Below are 26,403 nucleotides of genomic sequence, written 5' to 3' on the forward strand. Positions count from 1 at the left end.
GTTGGGCAGCGCCAACGGCGGCGGCCGGCCCGGCACGGGCGGGGCGCCGGCCAACCGGGCGGCCACGGCCGGCGGCGCCGGCCGCAACGGCGTGATCGGCGGGCGTGGCCAGCACGGCGAGGACGAGAGCGACGAGCGGCTGACCTGGCTCACCGAGGACGAGATGGTGTGGCACGACGGCGCCGACACCGCCCCGCCGGTGCTCGGCGGCGACCGCTGACCTGACGCACCAGGAACGGCCCACCCGGGAGTTGCCGGGTGGGCCGGTTCTCGTTCCAGGGCATCTGGTCAGCAGAAGAGCCGGGCCCACCCGGCCCCCCTGTTTTCAGCGAAGCCAACGGGCCCGCCGCCCCGACGAGTGTGGGTCCACGTAGGACGAGTGGTTCGGGTCACGCCGATGAACGCCGTCGGTCCGCTGCACCGGCCCTCGGGTGGCGATAGGTTGGAGAGGTGCTGCCCGTAGCGTCCACCCGCCCCTTTCGGCGGGCGACGCTGCGCGACCTGACCCGGCTGGCGCTGACCGCCCTGGTGCTCGCGGTCGGTCTCGGCGGCGTCTTCACCCCGACGACCGGACCGGCCGCCGCCGCGCCCACCCGGCCCGCCGTGTCGGCCGCCCGGGTGGCCGAGTCGCCGGCCACCGCCCGGCCGACCGACGAGCAGCCCGCCGACTTCCCCGCCCGGCCGATCCCGGCCCGGCGTGACGCCGCCTCGACCGACCGGCCGCTCGCGGCGCCGGCGACGACGACCGACCCGGTCCGGGACGCCACCGGCCGGCGCGGCCCACCCCGGAGCTGAGCTACGCGGCGCCCCCCGTGGTGCCGGACCACCGCCACGCGACCCGTCGCGCCGTGCCGTCCGCCCCGGGTACGCCCGCCGCTCCGCTCGCCCGGCCCGCCCGTCCACATTGTTTCCCGCCGTGAGGTGCTGGTGATGCAGACCGTCTTCTCCTCCGTCCTGCCCGACGTCCCCGCCGCCGCCGTGATCTGGCTGGTTCTGCTCGCCGTCGCGGCCGTCGCCTTCGGCGCGCTGGTCGCCCGTCCGGGTTGGCTGCGCTCCGCCGTCGCCGGCCGGATCCGGCAGGCCGCGCTGCCCAGCACCATGGAGCTGGCCGAGGAGGACCGGGAACGCACCCGGTACGCCGGCGAGGTGGGAGTCGCCGCCGAGCGCGCGTCGGCCACCGCCGGGCGGCGGCGCGCCGAGTGGCTGGCCGCCCAGGACGAGGTCGAGGCGGCCTGGGCGGCGTACGAGGCGGCCGAGGCGGACGTCCGCCGGCTGTCCGCCGCCGCCGCGATGCCCCTGCCCGGCACGGTCCGCACCCCGGCCGAGTACGCCGACCGGGAGCGGTACCTGCACCGGGCCGCGCTGGACGCGTACTGGCGCAAGGAGCTCTCGGTGGAGCAGCTCAGCGACGTCTTCGCCCACCGCAACGGCTGGGACCCGCGGCGGCACCCGGTCGAGCAGGAGCTGGTGCTGCGCCGTGCCATCCGGGACAACCTGGCCGCTCGGCACCGGGCCGCGTCGGAGCGGGAGCGGGCGGCGTGGCGGGAAGCCGAGCTGACCGTGACGGCGGCGCGCAGCCTGCGCGAGGAGGCGTTCGCCGCGCTGGACCGCAGGCCGGAGGAGGTCGAGTCGGTGGTGCCGATGCCGGAGACCCGGCGGCCGGCGGCCGAGCCGGCCCGGGAGTCGGCGGGCGTGGCCCGGGGTCGGGCCGCCGTCGCCGCCTACTGACCGCGAGCGGGCTCGGCGATGGCAGTCGCCGGGTCTCACCGCCGCGCTCGTCGGCGGTGGGTGCGGTGTTCGGCTAGCGTGACGGCATGTCCCGCGAGACGTTGGTCCTCGTCGTCATCGGCGGCATCCTGGCGCTGGCGACGTTGGTCGGCGCGGTGCTGCTGGCGATCCGGGTGGTCCGCACCCGCCGGCTGCTCGGCACGCTCGGCGTCGGGGGCAAGGTGGCCTTCTACGGCGCGCTGATCTACACGATCCTCCCGGTCGACCTGCTGCCCGACCCGATCTACCTGGACGACATGGGCATCCTCGCCGGGGCGCTGATCTACCTGACCCGGTTGGCCCACCAGCGCCGGGCGCAGGCCCGCCGGTTGCCCGGCCAGCCGGACACTCCCCCTGGTCAGGACCGGGTACGCCGTCCCGTGCCATGATCGTGCGGGCCGGCCGAGCACCGGGCCCGAAGGGGGACGGACATGGCCGGCGACCATCGGTTGGACCCACACGACGAGCGGGTCGTCGCGTTCTGCGCGGAGCGGCACCTCGCCACGCTGACCACCCTGCGCGCCGACGGCACCCCACACGTGGTGCCGGTGGGGGTCACGTTCGACCCGGACGCGGGGCTGGCCCGGGTGATCACCTCCGGCGGCTCCGCCAAGGCCCGGCACGTCGCCGCCGCCGGCCCCGAGGGCACGCCCGTCGCGGTGTGCCACCTCGACGGGCGGTGGTGGCTGACCATCGAGGGCCGGGGGACCCTCCGCACCGACCCGGCGTCGGTGGCCGAGGCCGAGCGCCGGTACGCCGAGCGCTACCGCCGGCCCCGTCCCAACCCCGAACGCGTCGTCATCGAGATCGCCGTCACCCGCCTCCTCGGCAGCCTCCCCCCACCCACCTGACCCCCGCCCTCCTCGGTCCGCACTTTCACGGAATGAGTGGCTGTTCCGCGCTGAATCGCCGCTCATTCCGGGAAAGTGCGCCAGTCTTGGGCGGTGTGAGGTCTCGGCCCGGGTGTCGGGTTCGCGGGTGGGCGGGGGTGAGGGGGGCCACGGGGGAGGCGGAATCAGGGGGTGGGGCGGGTCGTTGGATTGTCCGTACGACCGCGCCGGAATGGGTCCGGGCTGGCGGTCGTTGCGTTGCTGGTGAGCGCGGGCCGAGTGGGTCCGCGTCCTGATGATCCGAGCGCCTTTCCCGGTGCTTGCGTCCGGGTTTCCACGACCGGGCGGCAAACCCCCCGAATGGAGCTTCGACCATGAAGACGATTTTCCGTAATGGCATGCTCTCCGTCGCCGGCCTGGTCATGACCGGTGGCGCCATCGTCGGCCCCGCCGTGGCCGCACAGGCCGCGCCGGCCGAGAAGGCGTCCGCGTCCGTCGTGTCCGAGAAGGGCAAGGGCAAGGGCAAGGGCAAGGGCGAGCGCCGCGCCGGCTACGAGTACCAGGCGCAGCCGAACTTCTTCTACTGCGGTCCGGCGTCGACCCGGATGGCGCTCTCGGCCGACGGCAAGGCGGTCAGCCAGGACGAGCTGGCCGAGAAGCTCGGCACCACCGAGAACGGCACGGACTCGGCCATCGACGTCACCCGGGTGCTCAACGAGTACACCGGCGGCCGGTACAAGACCACCGAGATCAGCGACGAGGTCGCGTCCAAGGAGCAGATCGAGCGGCTCCGGGCCGACGTGAAGGCCGCGGTGGACGCCGGTGACCCGGTGGTGGCCAACATCCTCGGCGGTGCGGTGGACGTCGACGGCGTCGAGCACTACTACCCCGGTCACTACCTGACCGTGGTGGAGTACAAGGACGACGGCAACACCGTCAAGATCGCCGACCCGGCCGCGCCGGACGTCCAGGAGTACTGGATGGACGTGGCCGAGCTGGCCAACTGGATCGCGGGCCGCGGTTACAGCTCCTGATCCCCACCTGATGACCGAGGGCCGGTCTCCCCGACAGGGGAGGCCGGCCCTCGTCGCTGTTCAGCGGCGGGCCGAGGCCCGCGCCGACAGGCCCCACGATGCCGGCGCGACAACGGCGGATCCGCGCCCGTCCGGCCGGCGGCGGCGACCCGGCCGGGTCGGATCGCGCCGGAGGGGATTCGGTCGGCCACGGACGGGTACCAGCCCCCCATCCGACCGTCCGCACCGGTTAAGGGGCACGAGAACATGAGCCATCACGAGAAGAGCCACCAGGACGTCGTGGACGTGCTGATCTCCGACCATCGCGAGGTCGAATCGATCTTCGTCGAGCTGGAGAGCCGCCGGGGCACGCCGGAGCACCGCCGCCAGCTCGTCGACGTGGTGATCGCCGAGCTGGTCCGGCACTCCGTCGCCGAGGAGGCGTACGTCTACCCGACCGCCCGCAAGGCGCTGCCGGACGGCAAGCAGGTCGCCGAGCACGAGATCTCCGAGCACGCCGAGGCCGAGCGGACCATGAAGGAGCTGGAGTCCGTCGACCCCTCCGACCCGCGCTTCGACGAGTTGCTCGCCCACCTGACCGGCACGATCCGACACCACATCGAGGACGAGGAGGCAGACCTTTTCCCGCGCCTGCGGGCCGCGGTGGCGCGCGAGGAACTGGTCGAACTCGCCGGCAAGGTGCAGGCCGCGAAGAAGTCGGCGCCGACCCGCCCGCACCCGGCCGCCCCGGACCACCCGCCGGCGAACAAGCTGCTCGCCCCCGGCGCCGGCCTGGTGGACCGGATGCGCGACGCGCTCAGCGGCCGGCCGAACTCGATGGCGGAGCTGCGCGAGAAGCAGCACTGACCCGATCGTCTCGCGACGGCCAGGCCCGACCGGGCCTGGCCGTCGCGTCGCTCAGGGGACGGCCGTCGGCGGGCGGGGATCGAGCGGGCGTTCGAAGAACGTCTCCGGCACGACGATGGTCCGGGTGCCGGTGACCCCCTCGACGCCGAACAGCCGGCGGAGGCTGGCCGGGCTGGTGACCGGCCGGCGTCCGGGTGGTCGGTCCCGCCGGCCACCTGGGCGCGCCACGCTCACGGCTCCGGCGCGATCCGGCTCCCCTCGGCGTCGGACACGATGATGGCCTCCATCGGGCACGACTCGGCGGCGTCCAGCACCTCATCCGTCGGGGCGATCCGCTCGGCCAGCGGGCGGGAGAGCCCGTCCACCAGCACGAAGTGGGCGGGCGCCACTCCCGCGCAGATCCCCGACCCGATGCACCGGGTCGCGTCGACGAAGACCCGCCAACGCGTGGCGTCGCCCGCCGCGATCCCGGCGCTCACCAGCGCCACCGGCCGGCCGCCACCGCCGGACCCCGCTCCGCGCTCACCAGGCCACCGGCATCGCGGTCAGACCCCGGACCAGCAGGCCGCTCTTCCACGTCAGCTCCGACTCCGGCACCGCGAGCCGCAGACCGGGGGTACGCCGCAGCAGGGTCTCCAGCACCACCTGGAGTTCCATCCGGGCCAGTTGCGCGCCGACGCAGTGGTGCACGCCGTGGCCGAACCCGACGTGCGGATTGACCTCCCGGCCCAGGTCCAGCCGGTCGGGGTCGGCGAAGACCCGCTCGTCCCGGTTGGCCGAGTGGATCGACACGACCACCGGCTCGCCGGCCCGGACCAGCTCGCCGCCGAGTTCGACGTCCTCCAGGGCGTACCGGGGGAAGGCGGCGGTCGCGCCGAGCGGGATGAAGCGCATCAGCTCCTCGACCGCCGTCGGCACCAGGCCCGGGTCGGCCCGTAGCCGCTCCCAGCCGTCCGGCTCGGTCAGCAGGACGTACACCAGGTTGGGGATCTGGGTCACGGTGGTCTCGTGGCCGGCGGCGAGCAGGCCGGCGGCCAGCCGGACGACCTCCTCCTCGCTGAGCCGGTCGGCGTGCTCGTCCCGGGCCCGGACCATCGCGCCGATCAGGTCGTCGGTCGGCTCGGTCCGCCGCTGGGCGATCAGCCCGGCCATGTACCCCAGCAGCTGCTCGACGTAGCTCCCGGCCACCTCGGACGGCAGCGAGGTGGTCGACACGATCGCCTCCGACCAGGTGTGGAAGCGGTCCTGGTCGGTGACCGGCACCCCGAGCAGGTCGCAGATCACTCGGATCGGCAGCGGGGTGGCCAGGCCGGCGACGAGGTCGGCCGGCGGCCCGGCGGCGACCATGGCCTCGACCAGCTCCTCGGCGACCAACCGGGTACGCGGGCGCAGCTCCTCCACCCGGCGGGCGGTGAACGCCTTCGCCACCAGCCGGCGCAGCCGGGTGTGCTCCGGCGGGTCCATCTGGAGGATGCCCGTGTCGGTCTGTCGTGGACTGTTGCGGGGCTCGTCGCGGCCCACCGAGGCGGCCCGGCTGAACCGGGGGTCACCGAGCACGATCCGGACGTCGGCGTGCCGGGTGGCCAGCCAGGCGGGCTCGCCGAACGGCATCCGGATCCGGGTCAACGGCTGCTCCTGACGCAGCCGGGCGTAGCGGGGGTCGATGTCGAGCCGGTGGGGATCGCTGAACGGGTAGGGCTGCGGGATGGTCGGCTGGGCAGTCTCGGTCACCGGGGGTGGCTCCCTCTGGTCCGCGGCCCGCCGCGCCGGGCGGGGCCGTCCGCTCCGCACGACTCCACGGTGAGTCATGCCACGACTGCGGATCGTAGCGAGCCCCGTCGATGCTGACCAGACCGTGCCCCTCCCCGGACACGCCGCTGCCGGACCACCCGAGGGCGGTCCGGCAGCGGAAACGCGAGGTCAGCGGCCCTGGTCGCCCTCACCCGTGCGCGCCTGCGCCATGTCGACGGCCTTGTCGGTCTGCTCGTCGTACTTGCCGCCGGTGCGCTGGTCGGCGGCCTCGCCGGCCTTGTCCAGGCCCTGGTCGACCTGCTTGTCGTGCTTGTCGGCCATGTCCTTGGCCTTGTCCATGAAGTCACTCACCACGGTCCTCCTCGCTCGGTGCCTGCTGCGTTCCCTCCGGTCCCGGCCGCAAACACCCCGGCCCCTGTCGTACGCCCACCTCACCTCGCCGCCGTCGCGGCAGTGGCGCAGGCGGACGTCCCTCGGCGGCCATGCCCGGCGGCGGCAGTCCCGGCCGCGCGTGCCGGGACTGTCCAGAGCGGAACCACCTGCCCGGGACGGCGTTGATCCACCGACGGGTGTCGGAGAGCGGCCGTACGGGTATCGATTCCGCCGAGACCGAGGAGGATCGACGTGGACGAGGACGGTGCCGGGCGTACGCCCGAGGTGACGGCGGCGGGCGCCCGGCCGGCGCCACGGCAGGCCTGGGGGGCGCTGCCCTGGCTGGTCCGCACGGCGGTGGTGTGGAGCGCCTGCCTGGTGGTCGTGGTGTTCGCGCTCTACCTGCTGGGTCGGGTGGCGGTGCTGCTGGCGCCGCTGGCGATCGCCGTGGCGGTCACCCTCTTCCTCACCGCGCTGCTCGATCCGGTGCTGCTGCGCCTGCGCCGGCTGCGGGTGCCGCGCGCGCTGGCGGCGCTGCTGTCGCTCCTGCTGCTGCTGGGCATCCTGGTCGGGGTCGGCGTGCTGGTGTGGAACCTGACCGCCGCCCAGTTCAGCGAGCTGAGCAAGGAACTCGGCGAGGGTGTCCAGCGCAGCCGGGACTTCGTCACCTCCACCCTGCCGGTCAGCGACGCCCAGCTGGACAAGCTGATTCAGCAGGTGCGCTCCGGCATGGGTGGGGGCTTCGACCCGGTCGGCGGGGCCCGGACGGCAGCCGAGGTGGTCGGTTCCGCCCTGCTCGCCCTGGTGCTGCTCTTCTTCCTGCTCAAGGACGGCCGGACGATGTGGCACTGGGTGCTGCGCCGGACGACCGGCCCGAACCGCGAGCTGACCTCCGAGGCCGGCCGGGCCGGCTGGCACACCCTTGGCGCGTACAGCCGGGGGACGATGATCATCGCGGCGATCGACGCGATCGGCATCGGGCTGTCCCTGGTGCTGCTGCGGGTGCCGCTCGCCCTGCCGCTGGCGCTGATCACCTTCCTCGGCGGCTTCGTGCCGATCATCGGCGCCACGGTCGCGGGTACGGTCGCCGTTCTGGTGGCGCTCGCCGCCAAGGGTCCGACGACGGCGCTGCTGGTGCTGCTCGCGGTGATCGCCGTGCAGCAGATCGAGGGCAACCTGCTGGAGCCGCTGATCATGAAGCGGCAGGTGCAGCTGCACCCGGCGGTGATCCTGGTGGTGGTCACGGCGGGCACGCTGATCGCCGGGGTCGCCGGCGCCTTCGTCTCGGTGCCGATCGCCGCCGTCGCCTACCGGGTGATCGACACCGTCCAGCGCCACCGCGAACGCATCGCCACCACCCGCCTCACCCCACCCCGCACCCACACCTGACCCACCTGACCCACCCACCCCGCCCGCCCCCCGCGGCACGGGCACATGCACGGCAGGCACTTTCACGGAAAGAGGGCCTATCGCGCGCCGAATAGCCACTCTTTCCGTGAAAGTGCTCGCCCGCGGAGCGGGGTGGGTGGGTCAGGCGGGGACGCGGAGGTGGGCGGCGAACCAGTCGGCCGCGTCGGCCGCCACCTGCTCCAGCGCACCGGGCTCCTCGAAGAGGTGGGTGGCGCCGGGCACGATCCGCAGCTCGTGCGGCGCGGTGAGCGCCGCGGCGGCCTGCTCGTTGAGCGTGATCACCTGCTCGTCCAGGCCACCGACCAGCATCAGCGTCGGCGCGCGTACCCCGGTGAGCGCGGGGCCCGCCAGGTCCGGCCGTCCGCCCCGGGAGACCACCGCCGCCACCCGGTCCGGCCGCCCCGCCGCGGCGACCAGCGCCGCCGCCGCACCAGTGCTCGCCCCGAACAGGCCCACCGGCAGCCGGCCCAGCGTGGGCTCGGTGCCCAGCCAGTCGACGATGCCGGCGAGCCGGTCGGCGAGCAGGCCGATGTCGAAGCGCAGCTCGGCCGTGACGGCGTCGACCGCGTCCTCCTCCGGGGTGAGCAGGTCGACCAGCACGGTGGCGGCGCCCCGACTCCGGAGCACCCCGGCCACCGCCGTGTTACGCGGGCTGTGCCGCGAGCTGCCGCTGCCGTGGGCGAAGAGCACCACGCCGTTGGCGCCCTCCGGGACGGCCACGTCGGCCGGGAGCCCGACGTCGGCCACCGGGATGGTCACCTCGTTGCTTCCTGTCCGAATCTGCACCCCTCCGTACCGTCGGATTCGCACCGGCCCGGCGGTCATACCCGCGCCGCCGGTACCCAAGCAGGGGGCGGGCGACGGGCTGGGGCGGTCGCCCCGGCGTTTGCCGCCGACAACCTCGGGAAGCCGCAGGGTGACCGCACGACGGCGCCGGCGTGCCCGGCGCCCCGACGGATCGCGAGGATCGCCATGGCTGAGCAGAAGTCCAGGCAGCAGACCCGGACGGCCGAGCAGGAAGAACGCGAACAGGACGCCGAGCGCGGCCGGGACTGGGCGGACGAGGCGGCCCGGGCCCGCACGGCGGACGACCCGGCCGCGATGGCTCCGCGCGACGCGGGGGGCCGTCCCTCCAACGGTCGCCAGTTCTGACCCTTTCCGGCCACGAGGTTGGCGGTACGCCGCCGACCTCGTGGCCGGTCCGTCTGGTCAGCCCTCCTCTGGAAGGTGCAGCAGCGGGGACCGACCCGGGGGTTGCTCAGGCGCCGGACCGGGCGGGTCGGGCGTGGGCACCGGGACGGTGACCGGCAGGGAACTGGTCACGGTGATCTTCTCGCCGTGGTGGCGCAGCTCCACCACCGTGTCCGGCCCGCCGTTGCGCAGCGAGTACGTGGTCTGGTGCGGCCGGACGTCCACCCGCAGCCGCAGCGAGCGCCACTGCAACGAGAACTCCAGCCGGCTGAGCCGACTGGACAGGCGCGGCGAGAACGACAGCGTCCCGTCGTGGTCGCGCAGCCCGCCGAAGCCGGAGACCAGCGCGATCCACGCGCCGGCCAGCGAGGCCATGTGCACCCCGTCGCGGGTGTTCTCGTTGAGGTCGTGCAGGTCCATCAGCGCTGCCTCGCGCAGGTAGCGGTGGGCCAGCTCCGGGTGCCCGACCTCGGCCGCCATCACCGCCTGGGTGCAGGCCGACAGCGAGGAGTCCCGGACGGTACGCCGCTCGTAGTAGAGGAAGTTGCGCAGCTTCTCGTCGGCGGTGAAGGCGTCACCCCGCCAGTGCATGGCCAGCACCAGGTCGGCCTGCTTGACCACCTGCTTGCGGTACAGGTCGAAGTACGGGTAGTGCAGCAGCAGCGGGTACTTCTCCGCCGGGGTGTGCTCGAAGTCCCACTCCTGCAACCGGGTGAAGCCCTCCACCTGCGCGTGGACCTTCAACCCCTGGTCGTACGGGATGTACATGGCGTTCGCGGCGTCCCGCCACTGCGCCGCCTCCTCCTCGGTCACCCCGAGGTCGATCGCCTCGTCCCGGTAGCGCATCGCGCAGTCGGCGGCGGTGAGCAGGTTCCGCTGCGCCATCAGGTTGGTGTAGATGTTGTCGTCCTTGACGGCGGTGTACTCGTCCGGCCCGGTCACCCCGTCGATGTGGAACCGACCCCTGCGGTCGTGGTGGCCCAGCGAGCGCCAGAGCCGGGCCGTCTCCACCAGCACCTCCAGGCCGATCTCCTGCTCCAGCTGGTCGTCGCCGGTGACCAGCAGGTAGCGGCGCAGCGCGTCGGCCACGTCGGCGGCGATGTGGAAGGCGGCGGTGCCGGCCGGCCAGTACGCCGACGACTCGGGGCCCTCGATGGTCCGCCAGGGAAACGCGGCGCCCTGGAGGTTCAACGTCCGGGCCCGTTCCTGGGCCTGCCCGAGCGTCGAGTGCCGCCAGTAGAGCGCGTCCCGGACTGCGGACGGCTGGGTGTAGGTGAGCACCGGCAGCACGAACATCTCGGTGTCCCAGAACGCGTGCCCGTCGTACCCGGGGCCGGTCAGGCCCTTGGCCGAGATGGGTCGCCGCTCGGCCCGGGCGCCGGCCTGCAGGACGTGGAACAGCCCGAAGCGGACCGCCTGCTGCACCTCCGGGTCGCCCTCGACCCGCACGTCGGCGGCGTCCCAGAACTCGTCGAGGTACTCCCGCTGCTCCCGGTGCAGGCCCTCCCAGCCGTCCAGCCGGGCCCCGGCCTGCGCCGCGCCGACCTGGTCGCGCAGCGCCGGCAGCGACCGCTTGCTCGACCAGCCGTAGGTGAGGTACTTGACCACCCGCAGCGTCTCGCCGGGCTTGAGCACGCAGCCGACGGTGGTCCGCACCCAGTCCTCGTAGCCCTCGGACTCGACGGTGTACTTCGCCGGGGCGTACACGTCGTGGCCCATCTCGGCGGCCACCCGCAGGCCGCTGACCTTGGTGCGGTGGATGAGCAGCCCGCCGTCGTCGGTGGTCAGCTCCTCCTCGGCCTGCAACGGCGACTCCAGCACGGCGGCCACCCGCGGGTCGCGGCTCTGCGCCGGCAGCGTCTCGTTGGCGACCAGCTCGGACTGGAGGATCAGCCGCAGCGGCCCGTCCACCGCCTCCACCTCGTAGTTGATCGCGGCGACCGCCCGCTGCGTGAAGGAGACCAGGCGGGTGCTGCGGACCTTGACCTCGCGCCCGGCCGGGGAGCGCCAGTGCATCTCCCGGTGCAGGGTGCCGGCGCGCAGGTCGAGGATCCGCTCGTGGCTCAGCAGCTCGCCGTAGCGGAGGTCGAGCGGCTCGTCGTCGACCAGCAGCCGGATCAGCTTGCCGTTGGTGACGTTGACGATGGTCTGGCCCGACTCGGGGAAGCCGAAGCCGGCCTCCGCGTACGGCAGCGGGCGCAGCTCGTAGAAGGAGTTGAGGTAGGTGCCGGGGAGGCCGTGCGGCTCCCCCTCGTCGAGGTTGCCGCGCAGCCCTACGTGCCCGTTGGAGAGCGCGAAGACCGACTCGGACTGGGCCAGCACGTCCATGTCGAGCCGGGTCTCCCGGATGTGCCAGGGCTCGACCGGATAGGCGCGTTCGCGGATCATGCCGCCGTCCCCTTCAGTAGGTCGGAGAGGTCGGTGACCACGATGTCGGCGCCCTGGTCGCGCAACTCGTCGGCCTGGCCGACCCGGTCCACGCCGACCACGTAGCCGAAGCCGCCGGCCCGCCCGGCGGCCACCCCGGCGAGGGCGTCCTCGAAGACCGCGGCGTTGGCCGGGTCGACCCCGAGGAGCTTGGCGCCGGCCAGGAAGGTGTCCGGGTGCGGCTTGCCGCGCAACCCCTCGGCCCGCGCCACCAGACCGTCGACCCGCGCCTCGAGCAGGGGTTCCAGGCCGGCGGCGGCGACCACGGCGCGGCAGTTCGCGCTGGCCGAGACCACCGCGCGGCGCAGCCCGGCCGCGACGGCCGCCCGCAGGTACGTCACCGAGCCCGGGTAGACCTCGACCCCGTCGTGGTGGATCCGCTCCAGCAGGACGACGTTCTTGCGGTTGCCGACCCCGGTGACCGTGTCCGCCTCGGGCGGGTCGTCGGGGCTGCCCTCCGGCAGCACCACGCCCCGGGAGGCGAGGAAGGATCGGACCCCGTCGGCGCGGGGCCTGCCGTCCACGTACCGGTTGTAGTCCGGCCCGGGGTCGAAGGGCCGGAACGGCTCACCGGTGGCCGCGGCCCGGCGCGCCAGGAACGCGTCGAAGGTCTGCTTCCAGGCGGCGTTGTGCACCTTGGCGGTCTGCGTCAGCACACCGTCCAGATCGAAGAGACAGGCGGACACATGAGCAGGTAGGCCCAGCACGGTACGAATCTATCCAGCGCACCGCCCGAACAAGCCCGTTTCGTCAGGTGCCGGTGCGTCAGCGGTTGGGGCGCAGCGTCCAGACGACGGTCATCGTGCCGGTGACGGTGCCGTCCTCGGTGCCGATCTCCACCTCCACGGGGAACTCCGGCCGCTGCCCGGCGTCGAGCTCGGCGACCACCTCGGCCGGCGTACGACCGAGCCGCGCGGTGGCCAGCACCGGCCCCATGGCCAGCTTCCGGTACGCGATGTCGGCCCGGACGGCGAGCGGCACCGCGCGGTCGAGCAGGTGGCCGAAGGCGGCCATCACCACCGTGCCGGACGCGGTCTCGCCGAGGGTGAACATGGCTCCGGCGTGCGGGCCGCCGACGTGGTTGTGGGTGGCCGGCGTGTCGGGCAGCCGGACCACGGCCCGGACCCCGCCCTGGGCCTCCGGGGCGACCTCGACGAACTCGAAGCCGAGGGTACGGGCGAACGGCACGGCCTGGAGCATCCCGGCCGCCACCTGGCGCGAGTCGATGGACATGCCCCGACGTTACTAGCCGGTAACTTTTCCGGCAAGACGCGGCGGACCAGGAATTTCAGCGGTGCGGGCAGCGCTGGCCGCCCGCACCGGCGAATTCTCAGAACAGGTTGCCGAGGGTGCGCAGGATCTCCGCGTAGAAGTTGCCCTCGATGCTGCGGAACAGGGCGAAGTCCTCGCCCGGGCTGCCGACGAACGGACGCAGGGTCCAGGCGAGCTGGGTGCCGACGAAACCGAAGAGCAGGATCCAGACGTACAGCAGGGTCATGCTGGCCGGCCGCTCCGACTCGCCGCGCCGCACCGGCGGGGTGGCCCACGGCCGGCCCGCACCGGCGTACCCCGGCGGAACCATCCCGGGCGGGAAGGCCGCCACCGGGTGGCCGGCCAGCACGACCGGCTGCGCCGGGACGACGGCCACCGGCTGCGCGGGGACGACGGCCACCGGCTGCGCCTCGGCGGCCGGCGTGGTGGTGCCGTTCGCGCCCGCCGCGCCGTTGGCGCTCGCTCCCACGGCCACCGGCTCCGCGACCGGCTCACCGGACGCCGGCTGGGCGGGTACGGCGGCCGGGGCGGCCGGGGCGGCCACGGCGCCCTGCGGAGCAGGGGCGGCGGCCGACGGGGCGAGCAGGCCGTGCGCGTTGAGCACCTGCATCCCGCCGGTGAGGAAGCGCAGCCCGACCACCGCCGACAGCGTCAGGATCGCCACGTTCAGCAGCTTGAAGAAGCCGTAGTCCGGCGCCGTGATCAGGAAGAAGAGGCTGATCGGGGCGAACGCCACCGCCAGCATCGAGGTGACCGTGATCGCCACCATCACCAGGGCCACCGACTGGCGTACCGACAGCCGGGCCCCGAACACCAGGTTGAACAGGTAGAGCGTGGGCAGGCAGATGGCCAGGGTGATGAGGAAGAGCAGCGGCAGCTTGACCGCCGAGGTCAACGCCATCAGCACGCCGTGGAACGCGCCGAGCACCGCCCCGTAGCAGGCCAGTGCGACGGCGGAGCTGGCCAGCATCCGCCCGGTCAGCGCGTTCAGGTCGTCGTCGGCGACGATCTGCTGCCAGATGCCCTGCCGATCACGCAGGATCCGCTCGATCACGAGCGGGCTCGGACGGTCACCCGACACGGCGGGCCCCTCTCTACAGGCGGTGCTCGGTGGACTGGGTGCGCTGACCGTAGGGCATGGGCCCGGTCGCCCGCAGCCCCGCCGAGCCTGACGGCTCAGCGCCAGCCGACGTCGATCCGGTCGCCGCGCTCGTCGAAGAAGTGCAGGGCGTCCATCCGTACGGCGACCGACATCGGGTGACCCGCCGAGATCGCCGGGTACGGGGCGAGGCGTACCGCCAGCTCGGCGGGACGGCGGTGGTGGCGCCCCAGGTCGGGGAGCACGCTGGTCCGGTTGCCGCCCCCGGTCGGGGCGGAGATCGGGTCCAGCTCGCCGGCCCGGCCGGTGAGCCGCTGCATGACCTGCCCGAACCGGCGCAGCCCGCGCTGCCCGGCCGGTGCGTCGTCGGCCGTGGCGCCCATCTCGTCCACCACGATCGCGGTGGCGCCGATGTCGAGGAAGGCCAGCGACTCGTGCCCGTGGTGCTCCAGATAGCGGACCCGGCCCTGGAGCACGTCGCCGGTGGTGTCCGGGGCGACCGGGGTCAGCGCCTCGGCCCGCATCCCGACCACGATCCGCTCGCCGTGGTAGTGCGCCACCGCCCGGCTGCGGATGTCGTCCCAGGGCAGGTAGAGCGCCTGCTCGCCGAGGGTGAGGGTGACGTACCGGTCGAGGTGGACGTAGACCGACGCCTCCAGCAGGTTCATCCGGGGGCTGCCCAGGAACGCGGCGACGTAGAGGGTGGCCGGGCGACCGTACACCTGGGTCGGCGTGCCGACGTCCTGCAGGACGCCCTTGCGCATGATGGCGACCCGGTCGGCCATGGTCAGCGCCTCGGCCTGGTCGTGCGTGACGTAGATGGTGGTGACGCCCAGCTCCCGGGTCAGCCCGGAGATCTCCGCGCGCAGCTCGGCGCGCAGGCCGCTGTCCAGGTTGGAGAGCGGCTCGTCCATCAGGAAGAGCCCCGGACGGCGCACTATCGCCCGCCCCATGGCCACCCGCTGCCGCTGGCCGCCGGAGAGCTGGCTCGGCTTGCGGCCGAGGACGTCCCCGATGCCGAGCGCGCCCGCGACGTCCTGCACCCGCTCGCCGCGCGGGGCCGGCTCCACACCGGCGAGCCGCAGCGGGAAGGCGATGTTGTCCCCGACGGTCATGTGCGGATAGAGCGCGAAGTCCTGGAAGACCATGGCGATCCTCCGCTCCCGTGGCGGCAGGTCGTTGGCGACCTCGCCGTCGAGCATCACGGCGCCGGAGCTCGGGTCCTCCAGGCCGGCCACCATTCGCAGCACGGTGGACTTGCCGCAGCCCGACGGACCGAGCAGCACCATGAACTCGCCGTCGTTGACGTCCAGATTGACGCTGTCGACCGCGAGCGTCCCGTCCTGGAACACCTTGGTGACATCCTTGAGCGCGACGGTGGTCACCGTCTCCTCCCCCAGCTCGGCCGAACCCCGCGCTTGACTGTGACGAGCATCATCGGATCAGCACATCGGGTAAACGTGCGATGTTGCGGTCATGACGGTCCTATTACCGGCAGCGGGCCCGTGGACGGGACCGCAGCGTCAGGCGGGATCGTCGAGGAAGACCCGACGGGCCACCCGATCCGCGGCGTGCCCGTCGTCCAAGGTGCAGAACCGGCCCCGGAACCGCTGCCGCGCCCGCTGCGCCTCCGCCCCGGTATCCGCGCCGGAGCGGAAGAGTTCCAGCAGCTCGGCGAAGGTCAGCGCGACGGCGCCGGGCGGTTCGGCGGTCACGTCGAAGTAGACCCCCCGGGCCAGCGCGTACGCGTCGCGGTCCGGCGCGTACACGACGATCGGGCGGTCCAGGACGGCGTAGTCGAACATCGCCGACGAGTAGTCGGTGACCAGCACGTCCGCCGCGAGATAGAGATCCTCCACGCAGCCGTGGTCGCTGACGTCGACCGCCCGGCCCCCGGTACGCCGGCGGGCCCGGCCCGCCCGGTCGTGGAAGTAGTGGCTGCGGATCAGCAGCCGCCCCGACGGCCCGAGCACGTCGAGCAGCCGTCCCGGGTCGAAGGGCGGGCGGTAGCGGGGCAGGTGTTCGCGGTGCGTCGGCGCGTACAGCACCACCCGCTCGTCCGGCCCGACGCCGAGCCGGTCCCGGATCTCCCGGATCTCCTCGGCGGTGGCGGTGACCAGCCGGTCGTTGCGCGGGTAGCCGACCTCCAACGTGGTGTACGTGGCCGGGTAGGCCCGGTCCCACATCTGGGTGGAGAAGCTGTTCGAGGTGATGCTGTAGTCCCAGCGGTCCACCCGGCGCAGCAGCCCGGCGAAGTCCATCCCGCCCGCCCCCAGCGGGAAGCGCTGCTGGTCCAGGCCCATCACCTTCACCGGCGTGCCGTGGTGGGTCTGCACGTGCAGCGAGCCGGGTCGCTTGCGGACGAAGTCGGGGAAGTTGACGTTGTTCACCAGCCACCGGGCCCGGGCCAGCGCCCGGTAGTAGCCGGGGGTGCCGGCGACCACGTACTCGGTGCCGGGCGGCAGCGTGTCCACCCGGTCTCGCCGGACGATCCACACCCCCCGGACCTGCGGGGCCAGCCGGCGGGCGGCGGCGTGGATCGCGGCCGGGTTGCAGGCGTACCCGCGGTACCAGTACGCGGCGTAGACGGCCAGCGTCGGGTCGATCGGCCGGCGCAGCTCGGCCCGGTAGTACTCGCGCAGCACGGCGTCGCGGGTCAGCCGTGCGGTACGCCGGGCCACCGGCAGCGCCCGCCGGGCGGTGCCGCGGGCCGTCGCCCGGGCCTGGTTCACCGCGCGCAACGCGCGGAACGTCCGCCATCGTCCCGCCGCGACCAGCCGGTGCTTGAGCCCGTCCAGCCCGTCCGGCGCGGGGTAGCCCTCGGGCGGCCGGAAGCGCCGGTGGTCGGCGGTCATCTGGGCGAAGAACGCCGGGCGCAGCGCGGGGGCGATCCGTTCGCCGTTGCCGAGCACGGTCAGGTGGTGCCAGGCCATCCGCTCGAAGACCGCCGGCCGCAGCTCGGCCACCGCCGGTCCCCAGCGGTCCATCAGCGCGAACACCCGGTGCCACTGCGCGAAGACCTCGAAGTGCCGGTCCCCCCGGGTCCGGGTGATCGCCCCGGCGCGCCGCTGCCGGTAGTTGACGCAGACCCGGTCGAGCACGGCGATCCGCTCGGCGGCCAGCAGCACCGGATAGGTGAAGGAGACGTCCTCGTACCAGCCGGGGGCGAAGCGCAGCCCGAGGTCGACCAGGAACTCCCGGCGGACCACCCGGTTCCAGGCGGTGTGCAGCAGGTGCAGGGTCTCCGGCCGGTCCCGCAGCCGGAAGGTGGCCTCGCCGGGCGGCTCCGGGAACACCTCGGCCATCGCGCTGCGGCTGGCGGTGTCGTTCCAGTGCGCCCGGACGTGGTCCACCACGAGGACGTCCGGGCGGGCGGCCCGCAGCCGGTCGGCGACCTCGGACAGGCAGTCCGGGGCGAGCCAGTCGTCGCCGTCGACGAACCAGACGTACTCGCCGGCGGCCCGGTCCAGCCCGGCGTTGCGGGCCGGACCGAGCCCGACGTTGCGGGGCAGCCGGAGCGCCCGGACCCGGGGGTCGCGGGCGGCGTACTCGTCGAGGATGTCGCCGACGGCGTCCGGCGAGGCGTCGTCGACGCCGATCACCTCGAGGTCGTCGAAGGGCTGCCCGAGGATCGAGTCCAGACACTCACGCAGGTAGCCCTGCACCCGGTAGGCCGGTACGACGAAGCTGATCAGGGTCATCCCGGCCGCCCCCTTGGTCAGCCCGGCGAACCGCCTCCGACCGGGACGGCCGTCACCCGCGCGGCGCGGGCCGGCAGGACGACCCAGGCCAGGACGACACTCGCCACGAATCCCACGAGAAGGTACGTACCGAGTGTAGCCAGACTGATACTCACAATTCCGACGATCGCCGCCAGTGCCAGCAGCACCGACCGCCCCTCCCAGCCCAGCGTCCAGCGGTGCAGCGGCGGGGCCGCCTGCCGCTTCTCCAGCCGGGCGGTCAGGTCGTAGTGGTGCAGGGTGAGCACGAGGACGTACGCGAAGACCAGCCAGGCCGGCGCGCCGCCGACCACCCCGACGGCGATGGCGAACAGGTACTCCCCGGCCCGTAGGGCGGCCGGGACCAGCCAGTCCAGCGGCCCGTTGTGCGCCGCGCCGGCCCCCAGCCCGGCGACCAGCAGCACCAGCAGCGCCACCGGCACCCACCAGCGCAGCCCGCCGTCGTCGGTCAGCAGCGCCGCGACCAGCAGCGCCGCCGGACCCAGCGCCGCCAGCACCGCCAGCGTCAGCGGGCCCATCGGGCGAACCACCGGCAGCCGCGCCGCCAGCGGACCGTCGTCGCGGTGCAGCGTGGCGTCGACCGTGTCCAGCACCGGCACCCACATCCAGCGGGCCCGCAAGGTGCGCAGCGCCCCGGTGTACGCGAACGCCAGCGTCCCCCAGACCAGCACCGCGACCAGGCTGACCAGCGGGTTGAACAGCGCCACGGTCAGCGCGATCAGCGCCCACCGCTCGCCGATCGGGAAGACCACCGTCCGCTTCAACCAGTACGACACCGAGCCGGTGTCGGCCTGCACCCGGGTCGAGGCGGCGTTCAGCCGGTCACCGATGCCCCCGCCACCCCCGCCCACGGCCGTCTTCGGCCGGCGGGCCGCCTCGTCGTGCAGCACGCCGTACCAGGTGTCGGTCATGTGCCGCACGGTCTGCAGCGTCATCGCGGCGATGGCGAGAGCCCAGCCGTACCGGAAGCCGGCGTGCGTCGCCCCGTAGCCGAGGCCGGCGTAGACCACGTACTCCTTCGCCCGGTCGGCCATCGTGTCCAGCCAACCGCCCCAGGCGCTGAAGTGCCGGGTGTAGCGGGCCAGCTGACCGTCCACGCAGTCGAGCACGAAGCCGAGGTAGAGCAGCACCGCCCCGCTGACCAGCGCGGGCCGGCCGCCCACCGCGAACAGCACCGCTGCGGCGACCGCGAGGAGCACCGACAGCATGGTCACGCCGGTAGGCCCAAGGCCGATCCGGGCCGCCGCCTTGGTCACGTACGGCGACCAGGTGCTGACGAAGTAGGTGGTGAAGAAGTCGTCCCGTTCCTTGACCGAGAGCCGCAGCTCGGCCTTGTCCTCGTCCACCCCCGCCAGCGCCGCCTCGGCGGCGGGCAGCCCGGCGGCGTCGCCGACCCGGTGCGCCACGAGCAGGCGTACCCGGTGGGCGAAGGTCAGCGTGCCGAGCGCGGTGAGCGCGGCGAAGAGCCCGTCCACGGCGGGCCCGGTCGCGGGCCGGGCGGCGGCGGCCCGGGCGGCGGCCGCCAGCGCCGGCAGGTCCTCCACGCCGACCCGCAGCGCGCCGCCGAAGACGCCGGTGGCGTCGGCCAGCTCCGGCCCGGCCTCGACCACCTGGCCGCGCTCCTCGCGCACCGCCGTGCGGCCGGGGACCGGCGGGTCGGTGAGCACCAGGGCCACCGTCGGGCCGACCGGGCTGGTCGCCAGGTGCTTCAGTACGGCGGTGTGCGCGACCAGGTCGGCCCCGCTGACGATCACCGGGCCGGTGGCGGCGCCCACCAGGGCGGCCAGCTCGGCCAGGTCGGCGGCGGCGCGCACCTCGTCCGCCCCGGCCCGGCGCCACTGGGCGGCCAGCCGGTCGGCGAGCGGCTCCCCGGCGCCGGTGGGCAGGCCCGCGGCCGGCGCACCGGCGGCGAGCACGATCGCGAGCGTCACCGCGGGACCGCGGCGTGGTACGCGTCGAGCGCCTCCGCGACTGTGCCGTCCACGGTCAGCCGCCCGCCGTCGAGGTAGAGCCCCCGACGGCAGAACCGGGTCAGGTCCTTCTCGTTGTGTGACACCAGCACCAAGGTGCGCCCCTCCGCGAGCAGTCGGTCGATCGTCGAATAGCACTTCTTGCGGAACTCCGCGTCACCCACCGCGGTCACCTCGTCCATCAGCAGGATCGGGTGCGGCAGGTGGGAGATGATGGCGAACCCGAGCCGGACCTTCATCCCGGACGAGTAGTGCCGGACCGAGGTGTCGATGGCCCGCTCCACCTGCTCGCCGGCGAACGAGACGATGTCGTCGAAGTTCCGCTTCAGGTACGCCGACGACAGCCCGTGCAGGCCGCCGACGAGGTAGAGGTTCTCCCGCCCGGTGAGGTCGTTGGAGAAGCCGGCGGAGAGCTCCAGCAGCGGCGCGACGTCGCCGCGCACCCGGATCCGCCCCTCGTCGGGGATGAGCACCCCGGCGATCAGCCGCAGCAGGGTGCTCTTGCCGGTGCCGTTGCGCCCGATCACGCCGACCGTCTCGCCGGGCTCGACGGTGAAGGAGACGTCCCGAAGCGGCCAGAACTGCCCGGGCGCGGCGCCCCGCCCGCCCCGGTGGATGAACAGCTCACGCAGCCGCAGCTGCCGCCGGCGGTTGCGGACGAAGCGGATACCGAGGCCCTCGGCCTCGATGATCGGCGCCACCTCACAGCTCCTTGAGCACGGCGGGTTCGAGCCGGCGGAACGCCCACCAGCCGGCGACCAGCAGCAGCAGGCTGCCGGCGACCGTGGTGGCCAGCAGCCGGGCGTCGGGGAACTCGTCCGGGTACCAGATCGCGTGCTGGAGCTGGAAGATGCCGACCAGCGGGTTGAGCTCGTAGCCGACCTTCACCCAGCCCGGCATCCCGGACTCCCGGACCAGGCTCAGCGGGTAGATGATCGGCGTGGCGTAGAAGAGCACCCGGATGATCAGCCGCATGAAGCGCTCGACGTCGCGCATCAGCACGTTGACCGCCGAGAGCAGCAGCGACAGCCCGACCAGCAGGGTGGCCTGCACCAGCACGGCCAGCGGCAGGGCGAGCAGCGACCAGCCGGGGTGGATCCTGCCGTGCGCGGCGTAGACGGCGGCGACGGCGAAGAGGATCGGCAGGCCGGCGGCGTACTCGGCGAACCGGCCGGTGACCCGGCCGATGGGGAAGACCTGCCGGGGCACGTTCATCGTGGTGATCAGGCGGGACTGCCCGGTCAGCGCGTTGGTCGCCTCGCTCAGCGCCGAACTGGTCCACATCCAGGCGAAGATGCCGGTGATCAGGAAGAGCGGGTACGACTCGGCGGCCTGCCCGAGGTGCCGCTCGGTGTCGCCGGAGTAGAGCACGCCGAAGACGAAGAAGTAGATCGCCCCCATGCCCAGCGGCTCGATCAGCGACCAGAAGTAGCCGAGCACCGACTGCTGGTACTTCACCGCGAGGTCCCGCTTGACCAGGATCCGCAGCGAGTTGCGGTGCGACCACAACGCCGCGACGCCAGCGGTCACCGTCGCCTCCCGCCTCCCAGGACGGACGACAGGTTAGCAGTCGGTGAACGAACGCCCCTCAGCACTCGATCACGTTGACGGCCAGGCCGCCGCGCGCCGTCTCCTTGTACTTGACCTTCATGTCGGCGCCCGTCTCCCGCATGGTCTTGATGACCTTGTCCAGCGAGACGGCGTGCACCCCGTCCCCACGCAGCGCCAACCGGGTGGCGGTGATCGCCTTGATGCTAGCCACCGCGTTCCGCTCGATGCACGGGATCTGCACCAGCCCACCGACCGGGTCGCAGGTCAGCCCGAGGTTGTGCTCCATGCCGATCTCGGCGGCGTTCTCCACCTGGGCCGGCGTGCCACCGAGGGCCTCGGCCAGCCCGGCGGCGGCCATCGAGCAGGCCGAGCCGACCTCGCCCTGGCAGCCGACCTCGGCGCCGGAGATCGAGGCGTTCTCCTTGAACAGCACGCCGATCGCGCCGGCGGCCAGCAGGAAGCGGACCACCCCGTCGTCGTCGGCGTCCGGCGTGAACCGGGTGTAGTAGTGCAGCACCGCGGGGATGATGCCGGCCGCGCCGTTGGTGGGGGCGGTCACCACCCGACCGCCGGCGGCGTTCTCCTCGTTGACGGCGAGGGCGAAGAGCGTCACCCAGTCCATCGCGCGCAGCGGGTCGGTGGAGTCGGTCTCCGCCTCCAGGCTCCGGCGCAGCTCGGCGGCGCGGCGGCGGACCTTCAGCCCACCGGGGAGGACGCCGTCGTGCTCGCAGCCGGCCACCACGCACTCCCGCATCACCCGCCAGATCTCCAGCAGGCCGGCCCGCACGTCGGCCTCGCTGCGCCAGGAGCACTCGTTGGCCAGCATCACCTCGCTGATCGACAGCCCGGTCGCGGCGGTCACGTCGAGCAGCTCGGCGCCGGTGTAGAAGGGGTAGCGCACCCGGGTCGTGTCGGGCTTGATCCGGTCCGCCCCGGCGGCCGCCTCGTCCACCACGAACCCGCCGCCCACCGAGTAGTAGGTACGGGCCCTGACCTGCGCGCCGGCGGCGTCGTAGGCCGCGAACGTCATCCCGTTCGGGTGGTACGGCAGCGACCGGCGGCGGTGCAGCACCAGGTCCCGGTCCGGGTCGAAGTCGATCTCCTGCACGCCGAGCAGGTGCAGCCGGCCCTCGGCGCGGATCGTGGCCACCCGGGGGCCGACGGTGTCGGTGTCGACCGTCTCCGGCGCCTCGCCCTCCAGCCCGAGCAGCACGGCCCGGTCGCTGCCGTGGCCGTGACCGGTGGCGCCGAGCGACCCGAACAGTTCGGCCTGAACCCGGACGACGTCGGCGAGCAGCCCGTCGCCCTTCAACCCGGCGACGAACGTCCGGGCGGCCCGCATCGGGCCCACGGTGTGCGAGCTGGACGGCCCGATGCCGACGCTGAAGAGGTCGAAAACACTGATCATGGCTGCACTTTCCTCGCCGTCGCGCCCGGTGGTGCCGGGTCCGACCCGGGTTCCGCCCGCCGGGGTCTCCGGCGGCCGTCGGCACCGCCCGGGGTGGTGGACGGCATCCGACCGGCGAGCCTACCCGCCCGCCGCACCTCCCGCCCTTCCGCCGCAGGTGACGACACCTTCCAGAGTGCGTCAGGCGGAGGCGGCGCGGGTAACCACCTACGGGTGAGGGGCCGCCGGATCCGACTTCCGACGGAGGGCGCGGTGGCCACCCCTTCCTACCGTTGGTTCCAGAGCGGCGGATCGCCGCAGAGTGGGAGTACCACGATGAGTCGCAAACTGGTCCGGCCCCGCGAGGGGCGCATGCTCGCCGGCGTCTGCGCCGGCCTGGCCCGCCGGTTCAACACCTCGGCGTTCATGATCCGGCTGCTGTTCCTGCTGTCGCTGCTGCTGCCCGGCACCCAGGTGATCGTCTACCTGGTCCTCTGGGTGCTGATGCCGAACGAGGACCGCGCCGCCACCCGCTACTGACCTCCCCGCACGGCAGCGCCCGCCCCGGCATCTCGGGGCGGGCGCTGCCGGTTTCAGAGTCAGGGTGCGGCGTAGGTGACGGTGACCTTCTCGTAGCCGAGCGAGCGGAGCAGGCCCTCCAGCATCTTGCGGGTGTTCTCCTCGGCGCGCTGGGTCAGCCCGCTGTCCCGGGCCGCCGCGGTGATCCGCTCCTCGGCGAGCTGGTAGACCTGCTGCTGCCGGTTGGGGTCACCCTTGACCAGGTCGTTGAGCCGGTTGAGCAGGCCGCGCTCCTCGGCGAAGACGTAGCTCTTCTGCAGGTCGAGGTTGGTCTTGCCGAGCTGCGGCGCCGGCAGCTTGATCTCGACGGACTTGCCGTCGGCGGACTCGACCACCGCCCCCTCGGAGATCCTGGTGAAGTCGACGTACGCCTCCACGCTGCCCGCCCCGACGAAGAGGGTCCGCTGGTTGAGCAGGAAATCGGGCACGTTGTTGCGGTCGTTCTGCAGGTCGACCACGACCTGGAAGTTGCCCTCGGCGGCGACGTAGCGGCTGAGGTCCTGGATCGACTTGAGCAGCGGCGGCTGGCTGCGGTCGGTCTGCTCCTTGGCGAAGGGGTTGCGGAAGTCGGGGAAGATCCCGGTCGCCTGGGCGCCGAGCAGCACCACCACCGCCAGCGCCGCCGCGCCCAGCCACACGAGCAGGCCCCGGGGGGAGGGCCCGCCGGAGGGCGCCGACCCACGCGGCTGCGGCGGGGAGGTGTCGTCCGACCGGGCCGGAAGCGTGTCGGCGGTCGGGTAGCCGGGGAACTCCCTGGTGGGCTCGTTGATGTCACCGTCGCGGGCCATGGCCCTCACCGTCCTCGTCAGACACGTCGTCTAGCGATGACGGTACGTGCCGGCTACGACACCCGCGCGTCGAGCGACCCGATCGGGTGAAGCGCCGCTCAGGCGAAGGCGGAGACCCCGGTCAGCTTCTGCCCGATGACCAGCTGGTGGATCTCCGAGGTGCCCTCGTAGGTCAGCACGCTCTCCAGGTTGTTGGCGTGCCGCATCACCGGGTACTCGCCCGAGACGCCGTTCGCGCCGAGGATCGTCCGGCACTGGCGGGCGATCGCCAACGCCTCCCGCACGTTGTTCAGCTTGCCCACGCTGACCTGCTCCGGGCGCAGCTTCCCGGCGTCGGCGAGCCGCCCCAGGTGCAGCGCCAGCAGGTAGCCCTTGTTCCACTCGACGGCCATGTCGGCGAGCTTGGCCTGGGTGAGCTGGAAGCCGGCCAGCGGCCGGCCGAACTGGGTCCGGGTGATCGCGTAGTCCAGCGCCGTCGACAGGCAGTCGCGGGCCGCGCCGAGCGCGCCCCAGACGATGCCGTGCCGGGCCTCGGTCAGGCAGCTCAGCGGGGCCTTCAGCCCGATCGCCCCGGGCAGCTGGGCGTCCGCCGGCAGCCGGACGTCGTCGAGGGCGATCTCGCCGGTCAGCGAGGCGCGCAGCGACATCTTCTGCCGGATCTCGCGCGCCGTCACCCCCGGCGTGTCCATGGGTACGGCGAAACCACGTACGCCCTCGTCGGTGCGCGCCCAGATCACGCCGACCTCGGCGATCGGCGCGTTGGTGATCCACATCTTGGCGCCGTTGAGCACCCAGTCGTCGCCGTCGCGGCGCGCCCGGGTGGCCATCGAGGCCGGGTCGGAGCCGTGGTCGGGCTCGGTCAGGCCGAAGCAGCCGATCGCCTCGCCGGCCGCCATCGCCGGCAGCCAGCGCTGCTTCTGCTCCTCGCTGCCGTAGCGCCAGATGGCGTACATGGCGAGCGAGCCCTGCACCGAGACCAGCGAGCGGATGCCGGAGTCGCCGGCCTCCAGCTCCAGGCAGGCCAGCCCGTACGCGACCGCCGAGGCGCCGGCGCAGCCGTACCCGGTCAGGTGCATGCCGAGCAGGCCGAGCTTGCCGAACTCCCGGGCCAGCTCGCGGGCCGGCACGTGGCCCTGCTCGTACCAGTCGGCGACGTGCGGGCGTACCCGGTCGTCGACGAGCTGGCGCACGACGGCGCGGATCTGCCGCTCCTCCTCGCTCAGCGAGGCATCGACGTCGAGCAGGTCCAGGGGTGCGGTCATGGGGGCCACCTTAACGAGTCGTCAGGAGGGCGTCATCCCTCCTGGCCGCCCAGCACCAACACCCGGGCGTGGATCTGGTTGCGCTGCTGCAACGCCGCGCGCAGCGCCCGGTGCAGCCCGTCCTCCAGGTAGAGCCCGCCGTTCCACTGCACGACGTGCGGGAAGAGGTCGCCGTAGAAGGTCGAATCCTCGGCGAGGAGCTTGTCCAGCGCCAACTCCCGCTTGGTGGTGATGAGCTGGTCCAGCCGCAGCGGGCGCGGCGGGATCTCCGCCCACTGCTTGAGCGTGAAGTTGTGCTCCGGGTACGGACGCCCGTCCCGGACCGCTCTGAAGATCACAGCACGCTCCCCTCCCCGTGGCCGGGCCGACCGACGGCGCGGAGCCGGGTCACGCCGTGGCGCCGCGCGGTGCGGCACCGATGACCGTGCCAGCCTAACCGCCTCCGCCACACTGCGTTTTGCTCCCTCATGTCGGTTTCCCTACCGCCGATACCCACCCCGGACCGCGTGAACCACGCTCAACTCCACCGGCCGCGCCGGACCACCTCGCCGACCGGTCGACGCCCCCGACGCAGTGACGGTGACCGGTGGTCGGGCGCTCGGTAACCCACGGTCACCGCGCCGATCGGCTGGTACTCCTCGGGCACCCCGAACGCCTCGCGGTAGGCGTCCAGCCGCTGCGGCGGGATGCCGAAGAAGCAGGCCCCCAGCCCCTCGTCGACGGCGGTGAGCAGCATGAGCAGCGCGGCGAAGCCGGTGTCGACGTACCAGTAGGGCACCGGCCAGCGGTCCGTCGCCCGGTCCGCCCAGCCCTTGTCCGGCTCGGCGTAGCGCTCCAGGTAGGCGGAGCGGTTGGCGTGCGGCACCACGATCAGCGGGGCCCGCCGCATCCCGGCCAGCCAGCGCTCCCGGCCGCCGCCGCCCGGGGTGGCCGCCGTCCAGAACCGCTCCCGGTCCTCCGGGGTCTCCAGCACCAGGAAGCCCCAGCCCTGTGCGAACCCGGCCGACGGCGCCCGCACCGCGTGGTCGAGCAGCCGGTCCACCACGTCCGGCGGGACGGGACGGTCCGGGTCGTAGTTGCGCACCATCCGCCGTCGCCGGACGACCTCGCCGAACTCCATGCCCCC

The 26,403-nt window shown here is 73.4% G+C and carries 28 protein-coding genes and 1 pseudogene; 10 read left to right on the forward strand and 19 right to left on the reverse strand.

The window, feature by feature from the left end:
• The 7 genes and pseudogenes from KBX37_RS18295 to KBX37_RS18325 all read left to right on the forward strand — a co-directional run.
• Positions 1–220, forward strand: a pseudogene (locus KBX37_RS18295) (hypothetical protein); the annotation flags it as partial.
• Between the two features lie 230 nt (positions 221–450).
• Positions 451–795: a hypothetical protein gene (locus KBX37_RS18300; protein WP_210777162.1), complete on the forward strand. Its 345-nt coding sequence runs from the start codon at positions 451–453 to the stop codon at positions 793–795.
• A 135-nt stretch (positions 796–930) separates the two neighbouring features.
• Positions 931–1,728 carry a hypothetical protein gene (locus KBX37_RS18305; RefSeq protein ID WP_210777163.1) on the forward strand — a complete coding sequence of 266 codons (798 nt, stop codon included), beginning with the start codon at positions 931–933 and terminating at the stop codon, positions 1,726–1,728.
• A gap of 86 nt (positions 1,729–1,814) precedes the next feature.
• Positions 1,815–2,156, forward strand: coding sequence for a YkvA family protein (locus KBX37_RS18310; RefSeq protein ID WP_210777164.1), 342 nt, complete (start codon positions 1,815–1,817; stop codon positions 2,154–2,156).
• A 42-nt stretch (positions 2,157–2,198) separates the two neighbouring features.
• Positions 2,199–2,618, forward strand: a complete 420-nt coding sequence (locus tag KBX37_RS18315; RefSeq protein WP_210777165.1) for a TIGR03618 family F420-dependent PPOX class oxidoreductase — start codon at positions 2,199–2,201, stop codon at positions 2,616–2,618.
• 353 nt (positions 2,619–2,971) lie between these two features.
• The gene (locus tag KBX37_RS18320; RefSeq protein ID WP_210777166.1) at positions 2,972–3,631 is read left to right on the forward strand and encodes a C39 family peptidase; all 660 of its coding nucleotides are present in this window, start codon (positions 2,972–2,974) and stop codon (positions 3,629–3,631) included.
• Positions 3,632–3,877: 246 nt separating this feature from the next.
• Entirely contained in the window at positions 3,878–4,477 is a 600-nt protein-coding gene (locus KBX37_RS18325; protein WP_210777167.1) for a hemerythrin domain-containing protein, read from the forward strand.
• 51 nt (positions 4,478–4,528) lie between these two features.
• Here KBX37_RS18325 and KBX37_RS18330 read toward each other — a convergent pair whose 3' ends face one another.
• The 4 genes from KBX37_RS18330 to KBX37_RS18345 form a co-directional block, all read right to left on the reverse strand.
• The gene (locus KBX37_RS18330; RefSeq protein ID WP_210777200.1) at positions 4,529–4,705 is read right to left on the reverse strand and encodes a hypothetical protein; all 177 of its coding nucleotides are present in this window, start codon (positions 4,703–4,705) and stop codon (positions 4,529–4,531) included.
• Positions 4,706–4,707: 2 nt separating this feature from the next.
• Complete coding sequence (locus tag KBX37_RS18335; protein WP_307849111.1) at positions 4,708–4,956, reverse strand: ferredoxin; 249 nt, start codon at positions 4,954–4,956, stop codon at positions 4,708–4,710.
• Between the two features lie 43 nt (positions 4,957–4,999).
• The gene (locus tag KBX37_RS18340) at positions 5,000–6,208 is read right to left on the reverse strand and encodes a cytochrome P450 (protein WP_307849112.1); all 1,209 of its coding nucleotides are present in this window, start codon (positions 6,206–6,208) and stop codon (positions 5,000–5,002) included.
• A 189-nt stretch (positions 6,209–6,397) separates the two neighbouring features.
• The gene (locus tag KBX37_RS18345; protein ID WP_210777169.1) at positions 6,398–6,580 is read right to left on the reverse strand and encodes an antitoxin; all 183 of its coding nucleotides are present in this window, start codon (positions 6,578–6,580) and stop codon (positions 6,398–6,400) included.
• A 273-nt stretch (positions 6,581–6,853) separates the two neighbouring features.
• Here KBX37_RS18345 and KBX37_RS18350 point away from each other — a divergent pair, with 273 nt between their 5' ends.
• Positions 6,854–7,990 carry an AI-2E family transporter gene (locus KBX37_RS18350; RefSeq protein WP_307849113.1) on the forward strand — a complete coding sequence of 379 codons (1,137 nt, stop codon included), beginning with the start codon at positions 6,854–6,856 and terminating at the stop codon, positions 7,988–7,990.
• Between the two features lie 141 nt (positions 7,991–8,131).
• Here the strand turns inward: KBX37_RS18350 and KBX37_RS18355 are convergent, their stop codons facing one another.
• A complete protein-coding gene (locus KBX37_RS18355; RefSeq protein WP_210777170.1) occupies positions 8,132–8,836 on the reverse strand; it encodes a dienelactone hydrolase family protein in 705 nt (234 codons plus the stop codon).
• Positions 8,837–8,983: 147 nt separating this feature from the next.
• Here KBX37_RS18355 and KBX37_RS18360 point away from each other — a divergent pair, with 147 nt between their 5' ends.
• A complete protein-coding gene (locus tag KBX37_RS18360) occupies positions 8,984–9,163 on the forward strand; it encodes a hypothetical protein (protein WP_088964226.1) in 180 nt (59 codons plus the stop codon).
• Between the two features lie 57 nt (positions 9,164–9,220).
• Here KBX37_RS18360 and KBX37_RS18365 read toward each other — a convergent pair whose 3' ends face one another.
• The 10 genes from KBX37_RS18365 to KBX37_RS18410 all read right to left on the reverse strand — a co-directional run bounded on the left by KBX37_RS18365 (position 9,221) and on the right by KBX37_RS18410 (position 22,669).
• Entirely contained in the window at positions 9,221–11,590 is a 2,370-nt protein-coding gene (locus tag KBX37_RS18365) for a glycoside hydrolase family 65 protein (RefSeq protein ID WP_210777171.1), read from the reverse strand.
• Complete coding sequence (locus KBX37_RS18370; protein WP_210777172.1) at positions 11,587–12,336, reverse strand: beta-phosphoglucomutase family hydrolase; 750 nt, start codon at positions 12,334–12,336, stop codon at positions 11,587–11,589. The genes KBX37_RS18365 and KBX37_RS18370 overlap by 4 nt, the downstream gene beginning before the upstream one ends.
• A gap of 58 nt (positions 12,337–12,394) precedes the next feature.
• The gene (locus KBX37_RS18375) at positions 12,395–12,862 is read right to left on the reverse strand and encodes a DUF4442 domain-containing protein (RefSeq protein WP_088964229.1); all 468 of its coding nucleotides are present in this window, start codon (positions 12,860–12,862) and stop codon (positions 12,395–12,397) included.
• 97 nt (positions 12,863–12,959) lie between these two features.
• Positions 12,960–13,982 carry a hypothetical protein gene (locus KBX37_RS18380; protein WP_210777173.1) on the reverse strand — a complete coding sequence of 341 codons (1,023 nt, stop codon included), beginning with the start codon at positions 13,980–13,982 and terminating at the stop codon, positions 12,960–12,962.
• Positions 13,983–14,077: 95 nt separating this feature from the next.
• Positions 14,078–15,385 (reverse strand): ABC transporter ATP-binding protein, encoded by a 1,308-nt coding sequence (locus tag KBX37_RS18385; RefSeq protein WP_210777174.1) that lies wholly within the window; start codon positions 15,383–15,385, stop codon positions 14,078–14,080.
• Between the two features lie 138 nt (positions 15,386–15,523).
• The gene (locus KBX37_RS18390; RefSeq protein ID WP_210777175.1) at positions 15,524–17,701 is read right to left on the reverse strand and encodes a bifunctional glycosyltransferase family 2 protein/CDP-glycerol:glycerophosphate glycerophosphotransferase; all 2,178 of its coding nucleotides are present in this window, start codon (positions 17,699–17,701) and stop codon (positions 15,524–15,526) included.
• Between the two features lie 17 nt (positions 17,702–17,718).
• Positions 17,719–19,671 (reverse strand): DUF5941 domain-containing protein, encoded by a 1,953-nt coding sequence (locus tag KBX37_RS18395; RefSeq protein WP_210777176.1) that lies wholly within the window; start codon positions 19,669–19,671, stop codon positions 17,719–17,721.
• Positions 19,668–20,411: an ABC transporter ATP-binding protein gene (locus tag KBX37_RS18400; protein ID WP_210777177.1), complete on the reverse strand. Its 744-nt coding sequence runs from the start codon at positions 20,409–20,411 to the stop codon at positions 19,668–19,670. Before KBX37_RS18400 ends, KBX37_RS18395 begins: the two co-directional genes overlap by 4 nt.
• 1 nt (position 20,412) lies before the next feature.
• Complete coding sequence (locus KBX37_RS18405) at positions 20,413–21,240, reverse strand: ABC transporter permease (protein WP_210777178.1); 828 nt, start codon at positions 21,238–21,240, stop codon at positions 20,413–20,415.
• A gap of 58 nt (positions 21,241–21,298) precedes the next feature.
• A complete protein-coding gene (locus KBX37_RS18410; RefSeq protein ID WP_210777179.1) occupies positions 21,299–22,669 on the reverse strand; it encodes an L-serine ammonia-lyase in 1,371 nt (456 codons plus the stop codon).
• 315 nt (positions 22,670–22,984) lie between these two features.
• Between KBX37_RS18410 and KBX37_RS18415 the strand changes: the two genes are divergently transcribed.
• Positions 22,985–23,188, forward strand: a complete 204-nt coding sequence (locus KBX37_RS18415; RefSeq protein ID WP_154940064.1) for a PspC domain-containing protein — start codon at positions 22,985–22,987, stop codon at positions 23,186–23,188.
• Positions 23,189–23,247: 59 nt separating this feature from the next.
• Here KBX37_RS18415 and KBX37_RS18420 read toward each other — a convergent pair whose 3' ends face one another.
• From KBX37_RS18420 to KBX37_RS18435, 4 genes are all read right to left on the reverse strand, one after another.
• Positions 23,248–24,015: a DUF4230 domain-containing protein gene (locus KBX37_RS18420; protein ID WP_210777180.1), complete on the reverse strand. Its 768-nt coding sequence runs from the start codon at positions 24,013–24,015 to the stop codon at positions 23,248–23,250.
• Positions 24,016–24,113: 98 nt separating this feature from the next.
• Complete coding sequence (locus KBX37_RS18425; RefSeq protein WP_210777181.1) at positions 24,114–25,277, reverse strand: acyl-CoA dehydrogenase family protein; 1,164 nt, start codon at positions 25,275–25,277, stop codon at positions 24,114–24,116.
• A 32-nt stretch (positions 25,278–25,309) separates the two neighbouring features.
• Complete coding sequence (locus KBX37_RS18430; RefSeq protein WP_154940070.1) at positions 25,310–25,615, reverse strand: type II toxin-antitoxin system VapB family antitoxin; 306 nt, start codon at positions 25,613–25,615, stop codon at positions 25,310–25,312.
• Between the two features lie 179 nt (positions 25,616–25,794).
• A complete protein-coding gene (locus KBX37_RS18435) occupies positions 25,795–26,397 on the reverse strand; it encodes a nitroreductase family protein (RefSeq protein ID WP_210777182.1) in 603 nt (200 codons plus the stop codon).
• Positions 26,398–26,403 lie beyond the last annotated feature (6 nt).

This window comes from Micromonospora sp. U56, from assembly GCF_018070095.1.
Classification (GTDB): Bacteria; Actinomycetota; Actinomycetes; order Mycobacteriales; family Micromonosporaceae; genus Micromonospora; species Micromonospora purpureochromogenes.